The organism is Bacillus sp. B1-WWTP-T-0.5-Post-4 (assembly GCF_009183795.1).
Lineage (GTDB): Bacteria > Bacillota > Bacilli > Bacillales > Bacillaceae_G > Bacillus_A > Bacillus_A cereus.
In genome coordinates this window covers 322,664-340,055 of the sequence record NZ_WEIJ01000004.1, presented here as the reverse complement: position 1 = coordinate 340,055, position 17,392 = coordinate 322,664, and the positions used below count along the sequence as shown (strand labels likewise).

Genomic DNA, 17,392 nt, shown 5'->3' with positions numbered 1-17,392 from the left:
TTTTTAGTACGTTAAAATAGTGATAGATGTCTTCTCTTTGTGAGAAATAATTTTTGCACGTCCACCAATTGGAAAAGTGAAAATCGGGGTTGTATGCCCGAAACTTGCGTTTGCAATGATAGGGATATGTGCAAGTTCAGGTTTTGAAGCAATCATTTCTTGAATGTCTTCTATCGTACATTCTGCACCTTTTTGCATCTTTCCTATAACGATTCCCTTTATGTATTCAAAACCTTGCTGCTGCATAAGGGAATGTAAATAACGATCAAAAGTTTTAAGAGTAGATGTTCCAGTTAAACTATCTTCTTCAATAAATAAAATTTTCTCCTTTAAATTTGGCATATATGGTGTACCTTGCAGTAAGTTAAATGTGCTCATATTGCCACCGATAATATCTCCCGTAGCTTCTCCTTCTTGAATTGAAACATATCCTTCATTTTTAATAAATTCTCGATTTTCCTGATCTATATACCAAGAATCATCGCTCCATGTTTCAGATGGAAGGACTTCAATAGGCTCATTAGAAGTTAAGCACTTTAAAAAGTAATCGGTTGTATACCCGAGCCCTTTCTCCATTCCAAACGAAGAGAAATGGGGTCCTGAGTATGTAACAAGCCCTGTTTTTGCGTAAATTGCATTATTTAAGGCAGTAATATCAGAATAACCACAGAAAAATTTCGGGTTTTCACGAATTAAATCATAATCGAGATGTTTCAATAAACCATTTGAGTTGTATCCGCCAAGTGTAGTCAAAATAGCTTTTACATTAGGGTCTCGAAATGCTTCATGGAGGTCTTGAATGCGGGAAGAAATAGAGGAGGAAGCAAATCGATCTATCTCATCAGCATATTTTGAGAATGTAACTTGAAAGCCCATGTCAGTTAATCTTTTTATAGCAAGTTTTCTATTTTCATTTGAAACAATACTTAAACTACACGATGGTGAAATCACTCGTATTTCAGCACCCTTTTTTAACTTTGTTGGTATCACTACATTCACCTCTTTAATTGAAAGAATATTTAGATTTAAAAAATATTTTATCATATGAAATAAAGTAGAAGTGAATTATTTTTTGAAATGGAGTTTTCCTGATTTTTCAGCAGACAGACAGAGTCTTTTTTTGATATGATAGGAAAAGTGATTTATTATAAGTAGTATTTAATATCTATAACATTTGAAAGGTGTGCAAGACGTGGAGAAACAACTTGCAGGCTTGCCGGTACACGTTCATTTCGTAACAGAAATCCGTGAAGGGGCGAGGAAGGAAACCGTTGCTTTTGAAGCAAATGGTCAATACTATGTAAAAGGTCAAGGTACATATGTAACATTCCAGGAGCCGAACGAACAAGGCGAAGTGAAAACAATTATTAAAATTCAAGATGAACAAGTTCTCATTATGCGTTCAGGTGCTGTTTCTATGCGTCAGACGCATGCGAAAGGTGAATGGACAACTGGTACGTATACGAGTGAACTTGGTACGTTTGCATTGCAAACAAAGACTGATAACGTTCTTTTTAAATGGTCGGATGAAAAGAAAAAAGGACAACTCTTCTTAACGTACGCATTGCTTCTAAGTGAACAAGAAGCTGGCAGATATACTATTACAATTAATTTGAAGGAGGCAAAATAATGAATTCCTTAGAACAGGTAAAAGGATTGATTAAAGAAGAAATTCAGGCTGCTGTATTAAAGGCAGAATTAGCGACAGAAGAACAAATTCCAAACGTTGTATTAGAATCTCCAAAAGATAAAACAAATGGTGACTTCTCTACAAATATGGCAATGCAACTTGCACGCGTTGCGAAAAAAGCACCTCGTATGATTGCAGAAGAACTAGTTGCAAACTTCGATAAAGCAAAAGCTTCTATTGAAAAAATCGAAATCGCTGGTCCTGGTTTTATTAACTTCTATATGGATAATAGCTACTTAACAGATTTAATTCCAACAATCGTAAACGCTGGTGAAGCTTACGGTGAAACGAATACTGGTAAAGGTGAAAAAGTACAAGTTGAGTTCGTATCTGCGAATCCAACAGGTGACCTTCACTTAGGACATGCACGCGGTGCGGCAGTAGGTGACACTTTATGTAACCTATTAGCAAAAGCAGGATACGATGTATCTCGTGAGTACTACATTAATGACGCTGGTAACCAAATTCATAACTTAGCTCTTTCTGTTGAAGCTCGTTACATGCAAGCTTTAGGCTTAGAAAAAGAAATGCCAGAAGACGGATACCATGGTGCGGATATCATTGGAATTGGTAAACGTTTAGCAGAAGAATTCGGTGATCGTTATGCGAAAGCTGATGAAAAAGAAAGCTATGAATTCTACCGTGAGTACGGTTTAAAATATGAATTAGCAAAACTTCAAAAAGACTTAGAAAGCTTCCGTGTTAAATTTGATGTATGGTTCTCAGAAACATCATTATACAAAAACGGGAAAATTGATCAAGCACTTGCTGTATTAAAAGAGCGCGATGAGATCTTTGAAGAAGACGGTGCAACTTGGTTCCGTTCAATGACTTACGGTGACGATAAAAACCGTGTATTAATTAAAAATGATGGTTCTTACACATACTTAACGCCAGATATCGCGTATCATCGTGATAAATTAGAGCGTGGTTTCGATAAGTTAATTAACATTTGGGGTGCTGACCATCACGGTTATATTCCACGTATGAAAGCTGCTATTCAAGCACTTGGTTACGATAAAGACACGCTTGAAGTAGAAATCATCCAAATGGTACAACTATACCAAAATGGTGAAAAAATGAAGATGAGTAAGCGTACGGGTAAAGCAGTTACACTTCGTGAGCTTATGGAAGAAGTAGGCGTGGACGCAATGCGTTACTTCTTCGCAATGCGTAGCGGTGACTCTCATTTAGACTTCGATATGGACTTAGCTGTATCAAAATCTAATGAAAACCCAGTATACTATGCACAATACGCTCACGCTCGCGTATGCAGCATCCTTCGCCAAGGTGAAGAATTAGGATTAGCTACAGGCGGAGATGTGAACTACAAACTTGTTACTTCTGAAAAAGAAGTAGAGTTACTGAAAAAACTTGGTGAATTCCCAGCGGTAGTTGCGGATGCAGCACAAAAACGTCTACCACACCGTATTACAAACTATGCATTTGAATTAGCAGCAACATTACACAGCTTCTACAATGCAGAAAAAGTATTAAACCAAGATAATTTAGAATTAAGTAAAGCTCGTTACGAGTTAATGAAAGCAGTACGCACTACACTTCAAAATGCATTAGCAATCGTAGGAGTATCTGCACCAGAAAAAATGTAATTAAGAAAAGCGGAAGCGGCTCGTTTAGAATAGGAGGGGGATGGAGCTCCTGACAGAAAGGCGTACTTTGCCTCGGAGGAAGGCGCGAAGCCACCGAGTATTCTAGCTGCTGGAGCTAGACAATAAAGAAAAGCGGAGCCGACTGTTTAGTCCCGAAGGCTAAGGTTCTTTCCCACAGAAGATGCATTTTATCTTCTAGTGGGGAAGGTTCTTAGACAGAAGGGGCTAGGAGGCAGAGCTGGACATAAAGAAAAGCGGAAGCGGACTTTCGTTTTTAAATAAAAGGCAATCACACGATGTTGTGATTGCCTTTTTATGTGGAGATAATAAAAAAATAAAATTTTATCAAACAAAAAGGGAATTTGCGTCGTCTTATATAAATGACAGGAGGCTTATGATGGAAGAAAAGGTAGAAGAATTAATTGATATATATAAGAAGCAAATATATTCCTTATGCTATAAGTTAGCGAAAACGAAAGAAGATGCGGAAGATATTTTTCAAGAGACGTGGATAAAGGTTTTTTCATCAAGGCACCAACTTTCTTATGTGGATAAAGGAGTTAAAGGAAATCTGTGAATCGAAAAAAGGTAGTTTTACAGTTACTTTAAAAGCAAATGAAGAGTATGTATTGAATATAAGTGGATTAAAAGTGAAAGATGGATTCGTAAAAGTGAATTGGCAAGAGAAATAAAAGGGGCCCTATAAAGGACCTCTTTTTTATTGAATAGTATAAGTAACAGAAAAACTAACAGGACTATAGTAAACGTAAGGTGCATGAAATTGAACATACATATTTCCATCTGTTTTTGCAGTGAAAATTCGGCCGTAACCATCAGAATAACGTCCAATTAGGTTATGATTTGAGTCATAAACACTGTAACTAGGAGTTTTGCTGTTAGGATGAATTGTTAGTTCTTGTCCTTTTTGAAGGAAAATAGGTTCTTGTTCAGAACTACCTCCAGTTTGCAAAGAATAAAATTTTGTAAAGCTTTGTTCTTGAGCGGCAGCAGCGACTTTTGTTTCAGGAATAAACGCAGTAGCTCCAGTAATTCCTGCTAAAGTTAATGCACCTGCTAAAATCATTTTTTTCATAATAGAAAAAGCCTCCTTATTAGTTGTAATCGGTGTTGTTACAGTTAATATTGTATACGATAATGGGTAGGATAAAATATGCTTTTATGCATATATATTTTTTCTCAATAAAAGACCACTGATAAAATCAGTGGTCTTTTAAATGATTAAGCAGCTTTCTGTTCAGTTTGAGGAACAGGTTTTTGAAGCGAGTTATAAACTCCTGTTCCGATAACGTCTAATGCCATTCTCATTCGTTCAGGTGAAATGTTTTCTAATACGTTATCTTGAGGTGTATGGTATACCTTCTCAATATGATAGATTAATGGATTCCAACTATCCACACCCATCCAAATGAATAGAGCAGCAGGAATACCAGCTTCAGCAAATGGAACATGATCACTAGAACCGAATTTACCTTGTAGGACGAGGTCATTATTTAGTTGTTTACCTGCTTGCAAGGCAGCGTCTGTTACAAAGTTTGTAGAGCCATCAGGTGTCATAGCGTATAAATTCTTTGCTTTATCATAATTTGTTGCAACCATGTCGGCGTTAAAGACACCTAAAATACGGTCGCGTTCTTTTTGGGATAGACTATTCACGTAATAATCCGAACCAAGTAATCCAGTCTCTTCAGAACCAAAGGTAATAAAGCGAATTTCTTTATCAGTTTCTACATTTTGAAAAGCACGAGCTAGTTCTAATACTAATCCAGTTCCAGAAGCATTATCATTTGCGCCAGGTGCTCCGACAACACTATCATAGTGCGAGCTTACAACGACTGCTTTTTCATTACCTGTACTCTTTTTTGGTTTCTTTTTGGCGATAACATTTAGAGATGTTAATTTAGATTCATGTCTCGCTTTTAGGGAAAGAATTGTTGTCCCTTTTTTAGCGATTTCTTCTTTAAATGCATTTCCTTGCGCATAAGCAAGACCAAAGACAGGGATAGATTGCTTTTTCGTTAGGCGGGGATTGAAGGTTTGTCCATAATTTCCGCGTCCGCCAATTAAACTGTATAAAAGAACACCTTTTGCACCTTTGCTAACAGCATTTTCAACTTGTTTATTATAGTCTGTAACTGTCGTTCCTCTTTCAAATAAAACAATTTTACCGTTTACTTCATTTGGAATATCTTCTAATTTTGTCCCACCTTGAACAAAGATAAGGGGAGCTGTAACAGCTTCTGTAGAAATGAGTGCATTAGGAGCAGCACCAGCTTGCCAATTACGTTTTGTTGATAGTGGTGATTCAATGAATCCAACGTATTGATCGGGCACCTGAAATGGTTGATATTCTACGTCATAGCCCATTGATTTAAGCTGCATACCAATGTAACGAGAAGCCCATTCTTCGGATTTTGTTCCACCGGGGCGAGGACCAATTGTTTCAGATAAGAAACGAACATGTTCAATCGCGCGGTTTGGATCAATCTGTTTTGTAATAGATGGAGTTTGTGTAACCTCTGACGTGGAATCCGCTTTTGCTTGCCCAATTGGAGCTAAGCTAACAGCGAGTGATACAGCAAGCAAAGAGCTTACTATTTTTTGTTTCAATGATTTTCTCATTTTTTCCTCTCCTATTCTTCTATTCTCTCTGACTGACAAAAGAAGACGGATAATGACTTTATTTTACCTTTGCACCTTTTATTTTTCAATATTCAGACATTGAGAAATAAAAACGATATATGCATATTTGCATATTTTTGAGGGAGATATGTATGCTATCATTTTAAACGAAGGTTCGCTTTCTACTCTGAAAGCTCCTACATTGCATGAATCTAGTGTACCCAAACTTTAGATTATGTAGAGGAATGGAATCACTGTAGGGTTTCATTTCTCATGTTTGAATCAGTTGATGGTAATTATGTTTCCGCATTTCATAATTATTATCAGTGATATATGTAAGGCATCCATATGAAAATAAGAGGCTGTTCAAAGGTTTTCCGTACTTTTGGGCAGCCTCACCCCGTTAAAAGGACGATACTTTATGTATCGTCCTTTTTGTATAAAAAAACATCCAATCAATTAAGAAATTGATTGGATGTGAAAAAATTATTAATAATTTTTTTTGCGTTTTGTAGCCAAAATACTTAATAATCCAGCTAGTAGAAGAAGGATACCTACTGTTTGTGTAGGGTCTTCTTTATGACCTGTATTTGGAAGGTGTTTATCCGTATTTCGATCATCTTGCTGTTTGTTATCTGTTTTATTCGATGTTTCTTCGGAAGTTCCGTTTTCGTGTTTCTCAGATATTTCATTGCCTTTGTTTTCTTCTTTATTTGGAGGAGTAACTGGCTTGTCATCCCCACCTGAAGAAGATTCAATTTTTTTATTTGAAACTGTAATTTGTAGTGGCGTAGCTTGGGCTTTATCAATTGTAAAGTTTATTGGTGATGCATCTAATTGATAGCCTTTAGGAGCCTTTGTTTCTACTAATTGATAAGTACCAGGTTTCAAATCATTTACGATTACTTTTCCGTGTTGATCTGTTTTTAAACCTTCTCGGATGAATTTTCCATCTTGGTCTAAAATATTGAAAATGGCACCTTCAAGTGTTCCATGGTGATCAATATCAACTTTAGTTAACTCAATTGAACCTGCTGTTAAACTATTTAAAGCTGTAACAGAGGTAACCTGAGATTGTCCTTTCGTAATTGTGAAAGGAATTGGTTTAATGTTTAAATCATAGCCAGTTGGAGCTTTCGTTTCAATAAACTGATAATCTCCTGGACGTAAATCAGAAACAGAAATCTTACCATCTTTATCAGTAGTTAGATCAGAACGAACATCCTTGCCGACCATATCTACAATTTTAAAGATAGCCCCTTCAAGAGTAGTACCATCGATGTCATCAACTTTAGTTAATTCAACTGCGCCTTTAGTTAAGCTGTTAGTAGCAGTAACAGAGGCGATTTTTTCTTGGCCTTTTTTAACTGTGAACTTAATAGGTGTGTCGTTTAAGTCATAGTGTTCAGGAGCTTTTGTTTCAATAAACTCATAGTCTCCTGGTGGTAATTCATCCACAACTAAACGGCCGTTTTTATCAGTAGTTAAATCGGTACGAACATCGTGTCCATCCTTATTAACAATTTTAAATACTGCACCTTCAAGTGTTGTGTTTTGCTTGGTATCATCAACTTTAATTAACTCCACACTACCTTTCGTTAAGCTATTAATAGCTGTAACGAAGACATGCTTTGTTTGACTTCTTTCGATTGTGAACTTAATTGGTTCTTCATTTAAGTCGTAATGTTTAGGAGCTTTCGTTTCAATAAATTGATAGTCTCCTGGTTGTAGGTCTTTCGCGATGATTTTACCATCTTTATTTGTAACTAAATTCGTACGAATGTCGTTACCATTCATATCAGTAATTTTAAATACCGCACCTTCTAGCATCTCTTTTTTATCTACAGAGTCAATTTTCGTTAATTCCACGCCACCTTTTGTTAGGCCGTTCTTAGCAGTAACAGAAACGTGAGTTAGTTGACTTCTCTCGATAGTGAAATCGATAGGTGTTTTATTTAAATCGTAATCTTTCGGAGCTTTCGTTTCAATGAACTGATAATCTCCCGGACGTAAATCAGAAACAGAAATCTTTCCATCTTTATCAGTAGTTAAATCAGAACGAACAATTTTACCCTTCGCATCGATGATGTTAAACACTGCATCAGAAAGTTTTGTATCTGGATTTATATCATCCACTTTTATTAATTCTACAGTACCCTCAGTTAAGCTATTTGTAGCAGTAACTTGGAGCTTTTCTTTTTGGCTTTTCTTAATTGTAAACTTAATAGGTGTACTATCTAATTTATAGTGTTCAGGAGCTTTCGTTTCAACAAACTGATAGTCCCCAGGACGTAAGTCAGAAACAGAAATTTTTCCATGTACATCTGTTGTAAGCTCAGTGCGAATGTCGTTACCATTCATATCAGTAATTTTAAATATCGCATCTTTAAGAGCAGTACCATCTACATCATCTACTTTAGAAAGTTCCACAGCGCCTTTCGTTAAGCTATTTGTAGCTGTAACGGAGATAGGATCAGCTTGGCTCTTTGTAATTGTGAATGGAATTGGCTCTTTGTTTAAATCATAGTGTTTCGGAGCCGTTGTCTCGATGAATTGATAATCACCAGGACGTAGGTCAGAAACGCTAATTTTACCTTGTTGATTCGTAACAAGATCTTTGCGAATTACAGTGCCATTCATATCCACAATTTTAAATACTGCGCCTTCAAGAGTAGTGCCATCGACATCATCCACTTTAGAAAGTTCCACGCCACCTTTTGTTAAACTATTTTTCATAGTAACGGTAGCAATATCTTTCTGGCTTTTTTCAATTGCAAATATAATTGGTTTTTTGTCTAAATCATAGTGTTCAGGAGCCGTTATTTCAACGAATTGATACGTACCAGGACGTAAGTTTTCGATAACGATTTTACCTTCACTGTTTGTTTTTAAATCTGTTTTAAGTACTTTGCCATCTTGATCTAGTAAATTAAATACCGCATCGGCAAGTTTTGTTTGAGTGTTTAAATCATCAACTTTAAGTAATTCGATACTACCTTGTTTTAAGCCATTTGTAGCAGTTAAAGAAATAACTTTCTTCTGTCCTTTTTCAATAGTGAATTTGATTGGTGTTTCATCTAAAACGTAATGCTTAGGAGCTTTCGTTTCGATAAATTGGTAATCACCAGGACGTAGGTCGTTAATTTCGATTATTCCTTGTTCATTTGTAACAAGGTCTTTATGAACTACATCACCGTTCATATTAACAATTTTAAATACTGCATCTTTAAGAACAGTGCCATCAACATCGTCTACTTTAGAAAGTTTAACTGCACCCTTTGTTAAAGCATTTGTAGCAGTGATATGAAGAGTTTCAGTTTGGCTCTTTTTAATTGTAAATACGATAGGTTTTTTATCTAAATCGTAATGTTCAGGAGCAATTGTTTCAACGAATTGATACGTACCAGGACGTAGATTTTCAACAACAATTTTACCTTCATCATTTGTTTTTAAGCCTTCTTCAACTAGCTCCCCGTCTGCATCTAATAAATTAAATACGGCGTTAGCAAGTTTTGTATTCATATCAATATCGTCAATCTTTGTTAGTTCAACGCTACCTTTTTTCAAAGCATTTTTGCCTGTAACATTGATCTCTTTCGTTTGACTTCTTTCAATTGTAAATGGAATCGTTGTTTCATCTAATACATAGTGCTCAGGAGCAATTGTTTCAATGAACTGATAGTCTCCAGGGCGTAAATCAGAAACAGAAATTTTACCGTTTTTATCTGTAACAAGATTCGTATGAACTTCCTTACCATTCATATCAACAATCTTAAAGATTGCACCTTCGAGCATCGTACGATCGATGTCATCAATTTTTGTTAATGTTACTGCACCTTTCTTTAAACTGTTAGTAGCAGTAACAGTAATATTCTCTTTTTGACTTTTTTCGATAGTAAACGGAATAGAGTCTTTGCTTAAGCTATAGTCTTTTGGAGCTTTTACTTCAACAAATTGATAGTCTCCAGGACGTAAATCAGAAGCAGTAATTTTACCGTTTTTATCAGTCGTTAAACCTTTGCGAATTACCTTTTTAGTATCATGAGCGTCAACGATTATAAATTCTGCACCTTCAAGAGTAGTGCCATCAACATCATCAACTTTTGTTAAAGTGACGCCACCTGTAAGTAAACTATTTTTTACAGTAACAGGGATAGGAAGATCTTCCTTACTACCTTTTTTAATTGTGAACTTAATAGGTGTTTTGTCTAATTTATAATGTTCAGGGGCTTTTGTTTCGATAAATTGATAATCCCCTGGTGCTAAATCAGGAATAACTAATACTCCGTGATCATCTGTTGTTAAATCTTTCATAATTTCTTTGCCAGTTGCGTCTTGCAATGTGAATACAGCGCCGGCAAGAGCTTTACTACTTTCCACATCATCTTCTTTAATCAGTTTAACTTTTCCTTTCGTTAAACTATTTTTAAATGTAAGTGGAAGAAGTTTTTGTTGTCCTTTTTCGATTGTAAATTCAATTGGTTCTACATTTACATCGTAATAAGTTGGAGCCTTTGTTTCGATAAGTTTATAGTTACCAGGACGTAAGTCATCTACAACTAGCATTCCTTTACTATTCGTAACAAGGTCCGTACGAACATCTTCATTAGTATCTCTATTAACGATTTTAAATACTGCACCTTCAAGTGTTTCCTTTTCATCTGCAGCATTCACTTTTGTTAACTCAATACCGCCTTTTGTTAAGCTGTTTTTAGCGGTAACAGTAGCCTGAGTTGTTTGACTTTCTGTAATCGTAAATTTAATTGGTTTTGTATTTTTGTCGTAATACTTCGGTGCTGTTACTTCGATAAATTTATAATCGCCAGGGCGTAAGCCAGTAGCGATAGCTTTACCATCGGCACCAGTTTTTACATTTTCGCGAATAACTTTCTTTTCATCATTTGCATCAACAATTTTAAATACAGCACCTTCAAGAGCTGTACCATCGATATCATCAACTTTTGTTAATTCAACATCTCCTGGTTTTAAAGCATTTTCAGCTTTCACAAGTAGAGTTTCTTTCTGACTTCTATCGATTGTAAATTCAATAGGTTCTGCTCGTAAAACGTAATGTTCAGGAGCAGCTATTTCAATAAATTTATACGTACCAGGACGTAGGTTACTAACTTTAACTTTACCGTGTTTATCAGTAGTTAAGTTAGTGTGAGGGGAAACGTCATTATTATTTGTATCGACAAGTTTGAATACAGCACCTTCTAGTGGTTTTTTCTCACCAAACTCATCAACTTTTAATAATTCAACCTCGCCCGTTTTTAAGCTGTTATTTGCCGTAACAGTAGCAAGAGCTTGTTGGCTTTTATCAATTGTAAACTCGATAGGGTTTGTACTTAACGTATAATCCTTAGGAGCTTCTGTTTCGATAAATTTATAAACACCAGGCTCTAGATCTTTAACGGTAACTTTTCCATCTGAACCTGTTTTTATATTTTCACGAATTACTTGTTTCTCGTCATTCGCATCGACAATTTTAAATACAGCACCTTCAAGGGCAGTGCCATCGACATCATCGACTTTTGTTAAAGTGACACCACCTTTAATGAGGTGATTCGTCGCAGTAACAGTAACTGCTTTCTTTTGACTTTTTATAATTGTAAACTCAATTGGTTTTTTATCTATGTCGTAATCTTTAGGTGCTTTTTCTTCGACAAATTGATAGTCTCCAGGGCGTAAATCTTTTGCTTCGATTTGTACTTGATCATTTGTCGTTAATTTTTCATATCCACGAATTACTTTGTTATATCGATCGCGTACACTGAACTCCGCACCTGCTAAAGTTTTTCCATCTTTATCGAATTTTGTTAAAATGGCCGATCCTGGAATCAAACTGTTTATTGCAGTTCGGTTTATTACTGTTGTTTGATCTTCTTTGATTGTGAATTGAATAGGTGTACTGTCTAATTTATAATGCTCAGGAGCAGTTGTTTCTTGTAAGTAGTAAGTTCCTGGTTTTAAATTATCTACAGTAATTTGTCCTTGATCATTTGTTGTTAATTTTTCGTGTTCTGAAATTATTTTTTTGTCTTTATCAAGTAGTGTGAAAACGGCACCTTGCAGTGTGACGTTTTTATTCAGGTCATCAGACTTTGTTAAAACTACTTTACCGACAAACTTCTTATTTGCAAGTTTATATGTTGTAGTCTCTTGTGTACCAAGTTCAACAATTTTCCCTTGTTTTAAATCCCAGCTAATTACATAGCCTTCAGGAGCCTTTGTTTCTTTTAATAAATATTTATCGCGTTTTAAATTATTAAATTTAGCGATACCGTCTTTGTCTGTTGTAATTTTACGGATAACAGTTTTACCTGTACGATCGTATAAAGTAAATTCTGCCCCAGCTAATAGTGCGTTCTTATTGTCGTTATCTACCTTTATAATTTCAAGGTTTCCACGGCCTTTAGTAGCAGATCCTCCGCCTGAACCAGAAGACATTCTCACTTCAATCGTTTCAGTAGTTTCTGTGTTTTTAACTGTCAACTTATTGCCTGTGATTTTCGCTTTATTACTTACTTTTTCTTTATCGTCTGCATTAATAAGTGAGCGATATTCTAAAATATAAGCTCGATCAATTTTTTTCAAGAAGGCAATTTCGAAATGTTGCTTTCCGGTATTATTGTCTGTTGTTATTTTGAGTTTATAGTCTGTTCCTTCTTTTAATTCGTTTACTGTATCTTTTGTTAAATTTCCATATGGATCAACAGTTGTAGGATATAAGTGGAATGAATCTTCCACAATTACCTGATTTTCGGTTGGGTCATCTGTTACAACGGCATCTGCAATGGTTGATTGGCTTTCGTTAATTGCGATACTCCAATTAATATAGTTGTCGTCTTGCACAGCTTTTTTAGTAACGAAGCTACCACCTTTATTTACTTGAGTGTCACCTGTAAGGGTGTTTACGATTTTAGAGCCATCTTTTAAATCTGCCTCGTTTTTGTAGGTGCCTTGGATAAGTTCACCATCAAGGCTTGTTTTAAAGATAATATAGTAAGGTGAATTAATTGATTGTTTGAAATGAACCTTTAGGGTGTTTTTATTTTTCTCTGTAGGTTCTTCAAGTTCATATTTCTCAGTTGGTACAGCATTACCAGGTTGTGCATTATCAGGATTTCCATTTAGAATCATATCGCGCACTTCAATGGATCCAGGCACTAATTTTTGTTTATCTTGTATTACGTCTATAACATAAGGATCTTTAATCTCAACATTATTATAGTTAAAGCCTATTATCCAAGTAATTTCCTTCGTTTGGGCGTTATAAGAACCGTATTTATAACCATTTGCCTTTGTGAAAGTATCAGGATCGAAATTAGCTTCAACTTTATTTGATTGTGGATTAGAATCCGTATCTATCCAAGAAAGGTTACCTGTATTTTTAAATGAAGTTTTACCACTTTCTAGCTTTGTATAATCAAAGTCTGTCGTATATTTTACGACTAATGTCTTTGTCATATTAGACTGATACGTACCTATAAGAGTAATTTTGAAGCCTTTATCTGTTACATCTAAAACATAGTCAGTCCCAGCTTGAAGGGTATAATTTCCGTCTTTAATTTCTAGTTTCTTATCTTTTAATTGTAATCCACCATAATCAAAGGTGTCCGTAATAATCGCGTTGCTTAATGGATAGTTGTTATTATTTACTATAATTGTCCAAGTTGTTGTTTTGTCTTTATAATTTGTTTCAGCTTTATTATTAGATTTAATAATATTTTGCTGCTTGAAGCTAGCTTCATTTTCTTTACTTGAATCATTATCAGCTGTAACTTTATTTTTTACTTTTCCATCTTCTATAACTTTATTAGTTGGCTTGGTTTTATAGGTAATCACATAAGCACTATTAATATCATCATTAAACTGTAAATCGAATCCATTCTTCTTGTTACTTACAGTGTAATTATTAACAGCGTCTCCTGTTACAAGCGTTCCTTTTTCATTATATGAAGCGTTTTTTACAACAATAGAATTTGCATCTAGTTCGTGTGTATCGTCAAAAATATCTTTTAAAATCGCATCTGCTTTTTTGATCTCTCTTTGATCACCATTGTAAGTAATTGTCCACTCAATTGTTTGCGTCTTTGGATCATATTTACTTGTTTTATTTAAGTGTGTACCACGAGAAACCGTTACAGTAGAACTTGCGTTTTGTTGCTTTTGATTATCACTCGTTATCGTAACGTTATTTCGGAAACTTTTAATATTTTCATCAGTAATTTTTGTGGCATATTCGATTTGATATGCTTTATTGATAGAATCTTTGAAAGCAATCTCCAATTTTGAGCCATCTGATGAAATAATATTGTAATCTGTTGGCTCAGCTTCTGCACCACGCGTTACATTCCCATTAACATCAACTTCTAAATAATAAACTTTAATAGAATCTTTATTTAAGCTTGTACCCTGTGGAATGTTATCTTTAAAAACAGCGTTTTTAAGGGTGTCTTTCGTTTTGTTCATCTCTACTTTCCAATTAATTTCATTTGTATTAATTGGTCTATCAGGTAAACCCTTTTTATTCGTAGCTGTTTGTACATTAGGCTTAAAGTCAACTGTAATAGAAACATCCTTATCTTTAATCGGGAAAGGAATTTCTTGTGTTGTTGTACCTTTAATTTCAGCTTTATTAAATTCTGTCTTTAATTGTAGGTTACCAGCAACATCTGGATGCTCTTCAACATAATCGTTGAATGTCATCGTGACTTTTCCATCTTTTGTAACAGTAAAATTACCAATTTGATGGTTTTCACTATCATATAAAGGACTGTTAATTGTATTGTAAATCTTAAAATGTTTAGGAAGATCAAAAATATAGTAATCTCCATTTTTCACATTCATTGATTTTAAAAGTTCCCATGTAAACTCAATATTGGCAGGGGAATCTGTACTTGGACGGTTATCCTCTGTAAATGGTTTTCCGTCTTTATCCGTCAATTTTACACTGGTTAAAATGTTTGTTGTTATTTGCTTTGGACCTGAATTTGTATTCTCAGCAGGGTCGCTTGATAGCTTTTGTTCTGGATTGTCAGTAGCAATTTTAGCTGCTGGGTTTTGTTCCGGATTATCAGTGGCAGTTTTAGCTGCTGGGTTTTGTTCCGGATTATCGGTAACAGTTTTAGTTGCTGGGTTTTGTTCCGGATTATCAGTGGCAGTTTTAGCTGCTGGGTTTTGTTCCGGATTATCAGTAACAGTTTTAGTTGCTGGATCTTGCTCCGGATTGTCAGTAACAGGTTTAGTTACTGGATCTTGCGCTTGTTTATTAGTATCCTGTTTGGTGCCATCTTCTTTAGAGTTTTCTACTTGAACAGGAACTGATATAGGCTGAACCATTGTTCCTAAAGGAAAAGCGATTTGAACTGATTTTTCCCCAGGTTTTAAAGTTGAGTTAAACACGGTATCAACTTTAATTTTTCCTTTAGCGTCTTTCAAATTTTCTACTTGATCATTAAATATTAATTTTAATTTATTATCTTTAGCTGTTATAAAATATTGACCAATATTTTTTTGATCTGTTACTAAATCCCCTTGCAAATCTTTAGATACTTTTAATGCAAGTGGTATTTGAACTACTGCTGTATCATTTGCGTGTGCAACTTGTTGATCTTTTATTGACCAAGCGTATTCTACTTGAATGGTTGATCCTATCTTTATTAAATTGTTAGGATTTTTTGATTCGTCAATAATATGATTCGTTGCATCTTTCATTTCAACAGTGTCAAATAAGGAATCTCCTGTTAAGGTTTCCGCTCTTACTTGATTGTATGGAAAACTAGCAAGTTGCGAAAATAGTACGAATACAATTAAACATACATTAAAAAGTTTTTTCATTTTTCCTCCTCTGAACATTCATTTGTCCATTGGGGACTTATTCCACATGAACAAATGGAATATTAAAAGTATTTGTTATAAGCTATTTATTTTTGTTATCCCTCCGTTTCTATACGCGTTCTCAGACAAACAGAATTATGTTCAAAGCAATATTATTTAACGTAAAACAAAATGTATATTTACACAGTTCTATGGAAATATACACAATTCGACAAAAAATGTCGAAAAAAATACTGATATAAATAATGATATCAGACCTTTATATGTGAGATAGTTTTCATGTATATCTAGTAAAAAAGAATGGTTATAAAGGTAAGTTTTACGATACATACTAACCAAGGTAGTGTATCCCTTTGTGAAGGCTTATTTTTGCCTTAAAGTTATGTGGAAATAAAAATCTAGATAGGGTTGGTTTTGGTCAGAATGAAGACAATATGTACTTTGAAAATAGTCATTTATTTTGTCTAAAGAGAGTTGTGCGACTAGTGGACCGAAGTTGAAAGGTGATAGTTTCTTACATTGTTAGAGAAATATAAGGATTACAGAATATTCGACTAACACGTTACTACGGTCATTTTTGAGCCTGTTTAAACAATAAGAAAGAAGGTGTTTTACTCCTTAGTTACAATATCTTTTTAGTAAAGATAAGCTTAAGTAACCTCCGCTAAAGATTATATACTTAAATGATAAAGAGTTCAACAATGGTTCACATATTTTCCCAAAAATAAAAACGGCTGTTTTATGTGGAATAAATCTACAAAACAGCCGTTTTTGGTATTAGATTTCTGTTAAGATTATTGGCTCGCCGCGTGTTACGACAACAGTATGTTCACATTGTGCAACAAGACTTTTATCAGGTGTAACGAATGTCCAACCGTCGTCACCACGTTCAATAATATGATCAGCTTTCATAGAGATGAACGGTTCTACAGCGATAACAAGACCGTCTTTTAGAAGCGCATTATCCATTGGATCATAGTAACTTAAAATGTGATTTGGTGCTTCATGTAAGCTAAGACCAATGCCGTGACCAGTTAAGTTTTGAATAACATTGTATCCACTTTTATGTGCGAAGTTTGAAACAGCACGACCAATTTGATTTTGTTTTGAGCCAGCTCTAACCTTTTTCATTGCTGCCCAAAATGCATCAACTGCTGCTTGGCAAAGTTTTTCTTTTGCCTCGTCTTCTCCAAGAACAAATGAAATGCCTGTATCTGCATAATAGCCATCAAGTGCAGCAGATACATCGACGTTTACTAAGTCGCCTTCTTTTAATACACGATCTCCTGGAATACCATGAGCAACTTCCTCATTTACACTAATGCAAGTTACACCTGGGAAATCATATTCTTTTTCAGGTGCAGAAATAGCACCATGCTCATCTAATATTTTTTTACCGATCAAATCAAGCTCTTTCGTTGTCATACCTGGCTTCGCTTGTTTTTTCATTTCTTCACGTGCAAGCGCAACGATGCGGCCGATTTTTCGTAAGCCTTCTAAATCTTGTTCATTACGAATAATCATGAAAACCACTGTCCTTCCTCGAATATATATCTTATCCGATTGTATCATGTTTATTTTCGTCCTGCTACTCGCTTGCGGTATGCGG

The 17,392-nt window shown here is 35.0% G+C and carries 7 protein-coding genes and 2 pseudogenes; 4 read left to right on the top strand and 5 right to left on the bottom strand.

Annotated elements, in window-relative coordinates; all coding sequences use genetic code 11:
* Positions 1 to 3 precede the first annotated feature (3 nt).
* Positions 4 to 990: a S66 family peptidase gene (locus GBN91_RS15900; RefSeq protein WP_006922030.1), complete on the bottom strand. Its 987-nt coding sequence runs from the start codon at positions 988 to 990 to the stop codon at positions 4 to 6.
* A 202-nt stretch (positions 991 to 1,192) separates the two neighbouring features.
* On the opposite strand from GBN91_RS15900, the gene GBN91_RS15895 reads away from it, so the two are divergent.
* The 4 genes and pseudogenes from GBN91_RS15895 to GBN91_RS15880 all read left to right on the top strand — a co-directional run.
* On the top strand, positions 1,193 to 1,630 hold the full coding sequence (locus tag GBN91_RS15895; RefSeq protein WP_000414865.1) for a YwiB family protein: 438 nt from the start codon (positions 1,193 to 1,195) through the stop codon (positions 1,628 to 1,630).
* Entirely contained in the window at positions 1,630 to 3,300 is a 1,671-nt protein-coding gene (argS, locus tag GBN91_RS15890) for an arginine--tRNA ligase (protein ID WP_001086454.1), read from the top strand. Before GBN91_RS15895 ends, argS begins: the two co-directional genes overlap by 1 nt.
* Positions 3,301 to 3,634: 334 nt before the next feature.
* A pseudogene (locus tag GBN91_RS15885) lies at positions 3,635 to 3,853 on the top strand (sigma factor); the annotation flags it as partial.
* A pseudogene (locus GBN91_RS15880) lies at positions 3,852 to 3,992 on the top strand (anti-sigma factor); the annotation flags it as partial. The pseudogenes GBN91_RS15885 and GBN91_RS15880, both read left to right, overlap by 2 nt.
* A 26-nt stretch (positions 3,993 to 4,018) precedes the next feature.
* Here GBN91_RS15880 and GBN91_RS15875 read toward each other — a convergent pair.
* The 4 genes from GBN91_RS15875 to map form a co-directional block, all read right to left on the bottom strand.
* Complete coding sequence (locus tag GBN91_RS15875; RefSeq protein WP_000738221.1) at positions 4,019 to 4,393, bottom strand: hypothetical protein; 375 nt, start codon at positions 4,391 to 4,393, stop codon at positions 4,019 to 4,021.
* 146 nt (positions 4,394 to 4,539) lie between these two features.
* Positions 4,540 to 5,940, bottom strand: coding sequence for a M28 family metallopeptidase (locus GBN91_RS15870; RefSeq protein WP_001232218.1), 1,401 nt, complete (start codon positions 5,938 to 5,940; stop codon positions 4,540 to 4,542).
* Positions 5,941 to 6,429: 489 nt separating this feature from the next.
* Positions 6,430 to 15,783: a SpaA isopeptide-forming pilin-related protein gene (locus tag GBN91_RS15865; protein WP_152121750.1), complete on the bottom strand. Its 9,354-nt coding sequence runs from the start codon at positions 15,781 to 15,783 to the stop codon at positions 6,430 to 6,432.
* 777 nt (positions 15,784 to 16,560) lie between these two features.
* Positions 16,561 to 17,355, bottom strand: coding sequence for a type I methionyl aminopeptidase (map, locus tag GBN91_RS15860; protein WP_100617878.1), 795 nt, complete (start codon positions 17,353 to 17,355; stop codon positions 16,561 to 16,563).
* Positions 17,356 to 17,392 lie beyond the last annotated feature (37 nt).

Excerpts from the sequence above, each read along its gene's own strand:
- map (WP_100617878.1), bottom strand. The coding sequence starts at position 17,355 with ATGATACAATCGGATAAGATATATATTCGAGGAAGGACAGTGGTTTTC.
- GBN91_RS15870 (WP_001232218.1), bottom strand. The coding sequence starts at position 5,940 with ATGAGAAAATCATTGAAACAAAAAATAGTAAGCTCTTTGCTTGCTGTA.
- GBN91_RS15865 (WP_152121750.1), bottom strand. The coding sequence starts at position 15,783 with ATGAAAAAACTTTTTAATGTATGTTTAATTGTATTCGTACTATTTTCG.
- GBN91_RS15875 (WP_000738221.1), bottom strand. The coding sequence starts at position 4,393 with ATGAAAAAAATGATTTTAGCAGGTGCATTAACTTTAGCAGGAATTACT.
- argS (WP_001086454.1), top strand. The coding sequence starts at position 1,630 with ATGAATTCCTTAGAACAGGTAAAAGGATTGATTAAAGAAGAAATTCAG.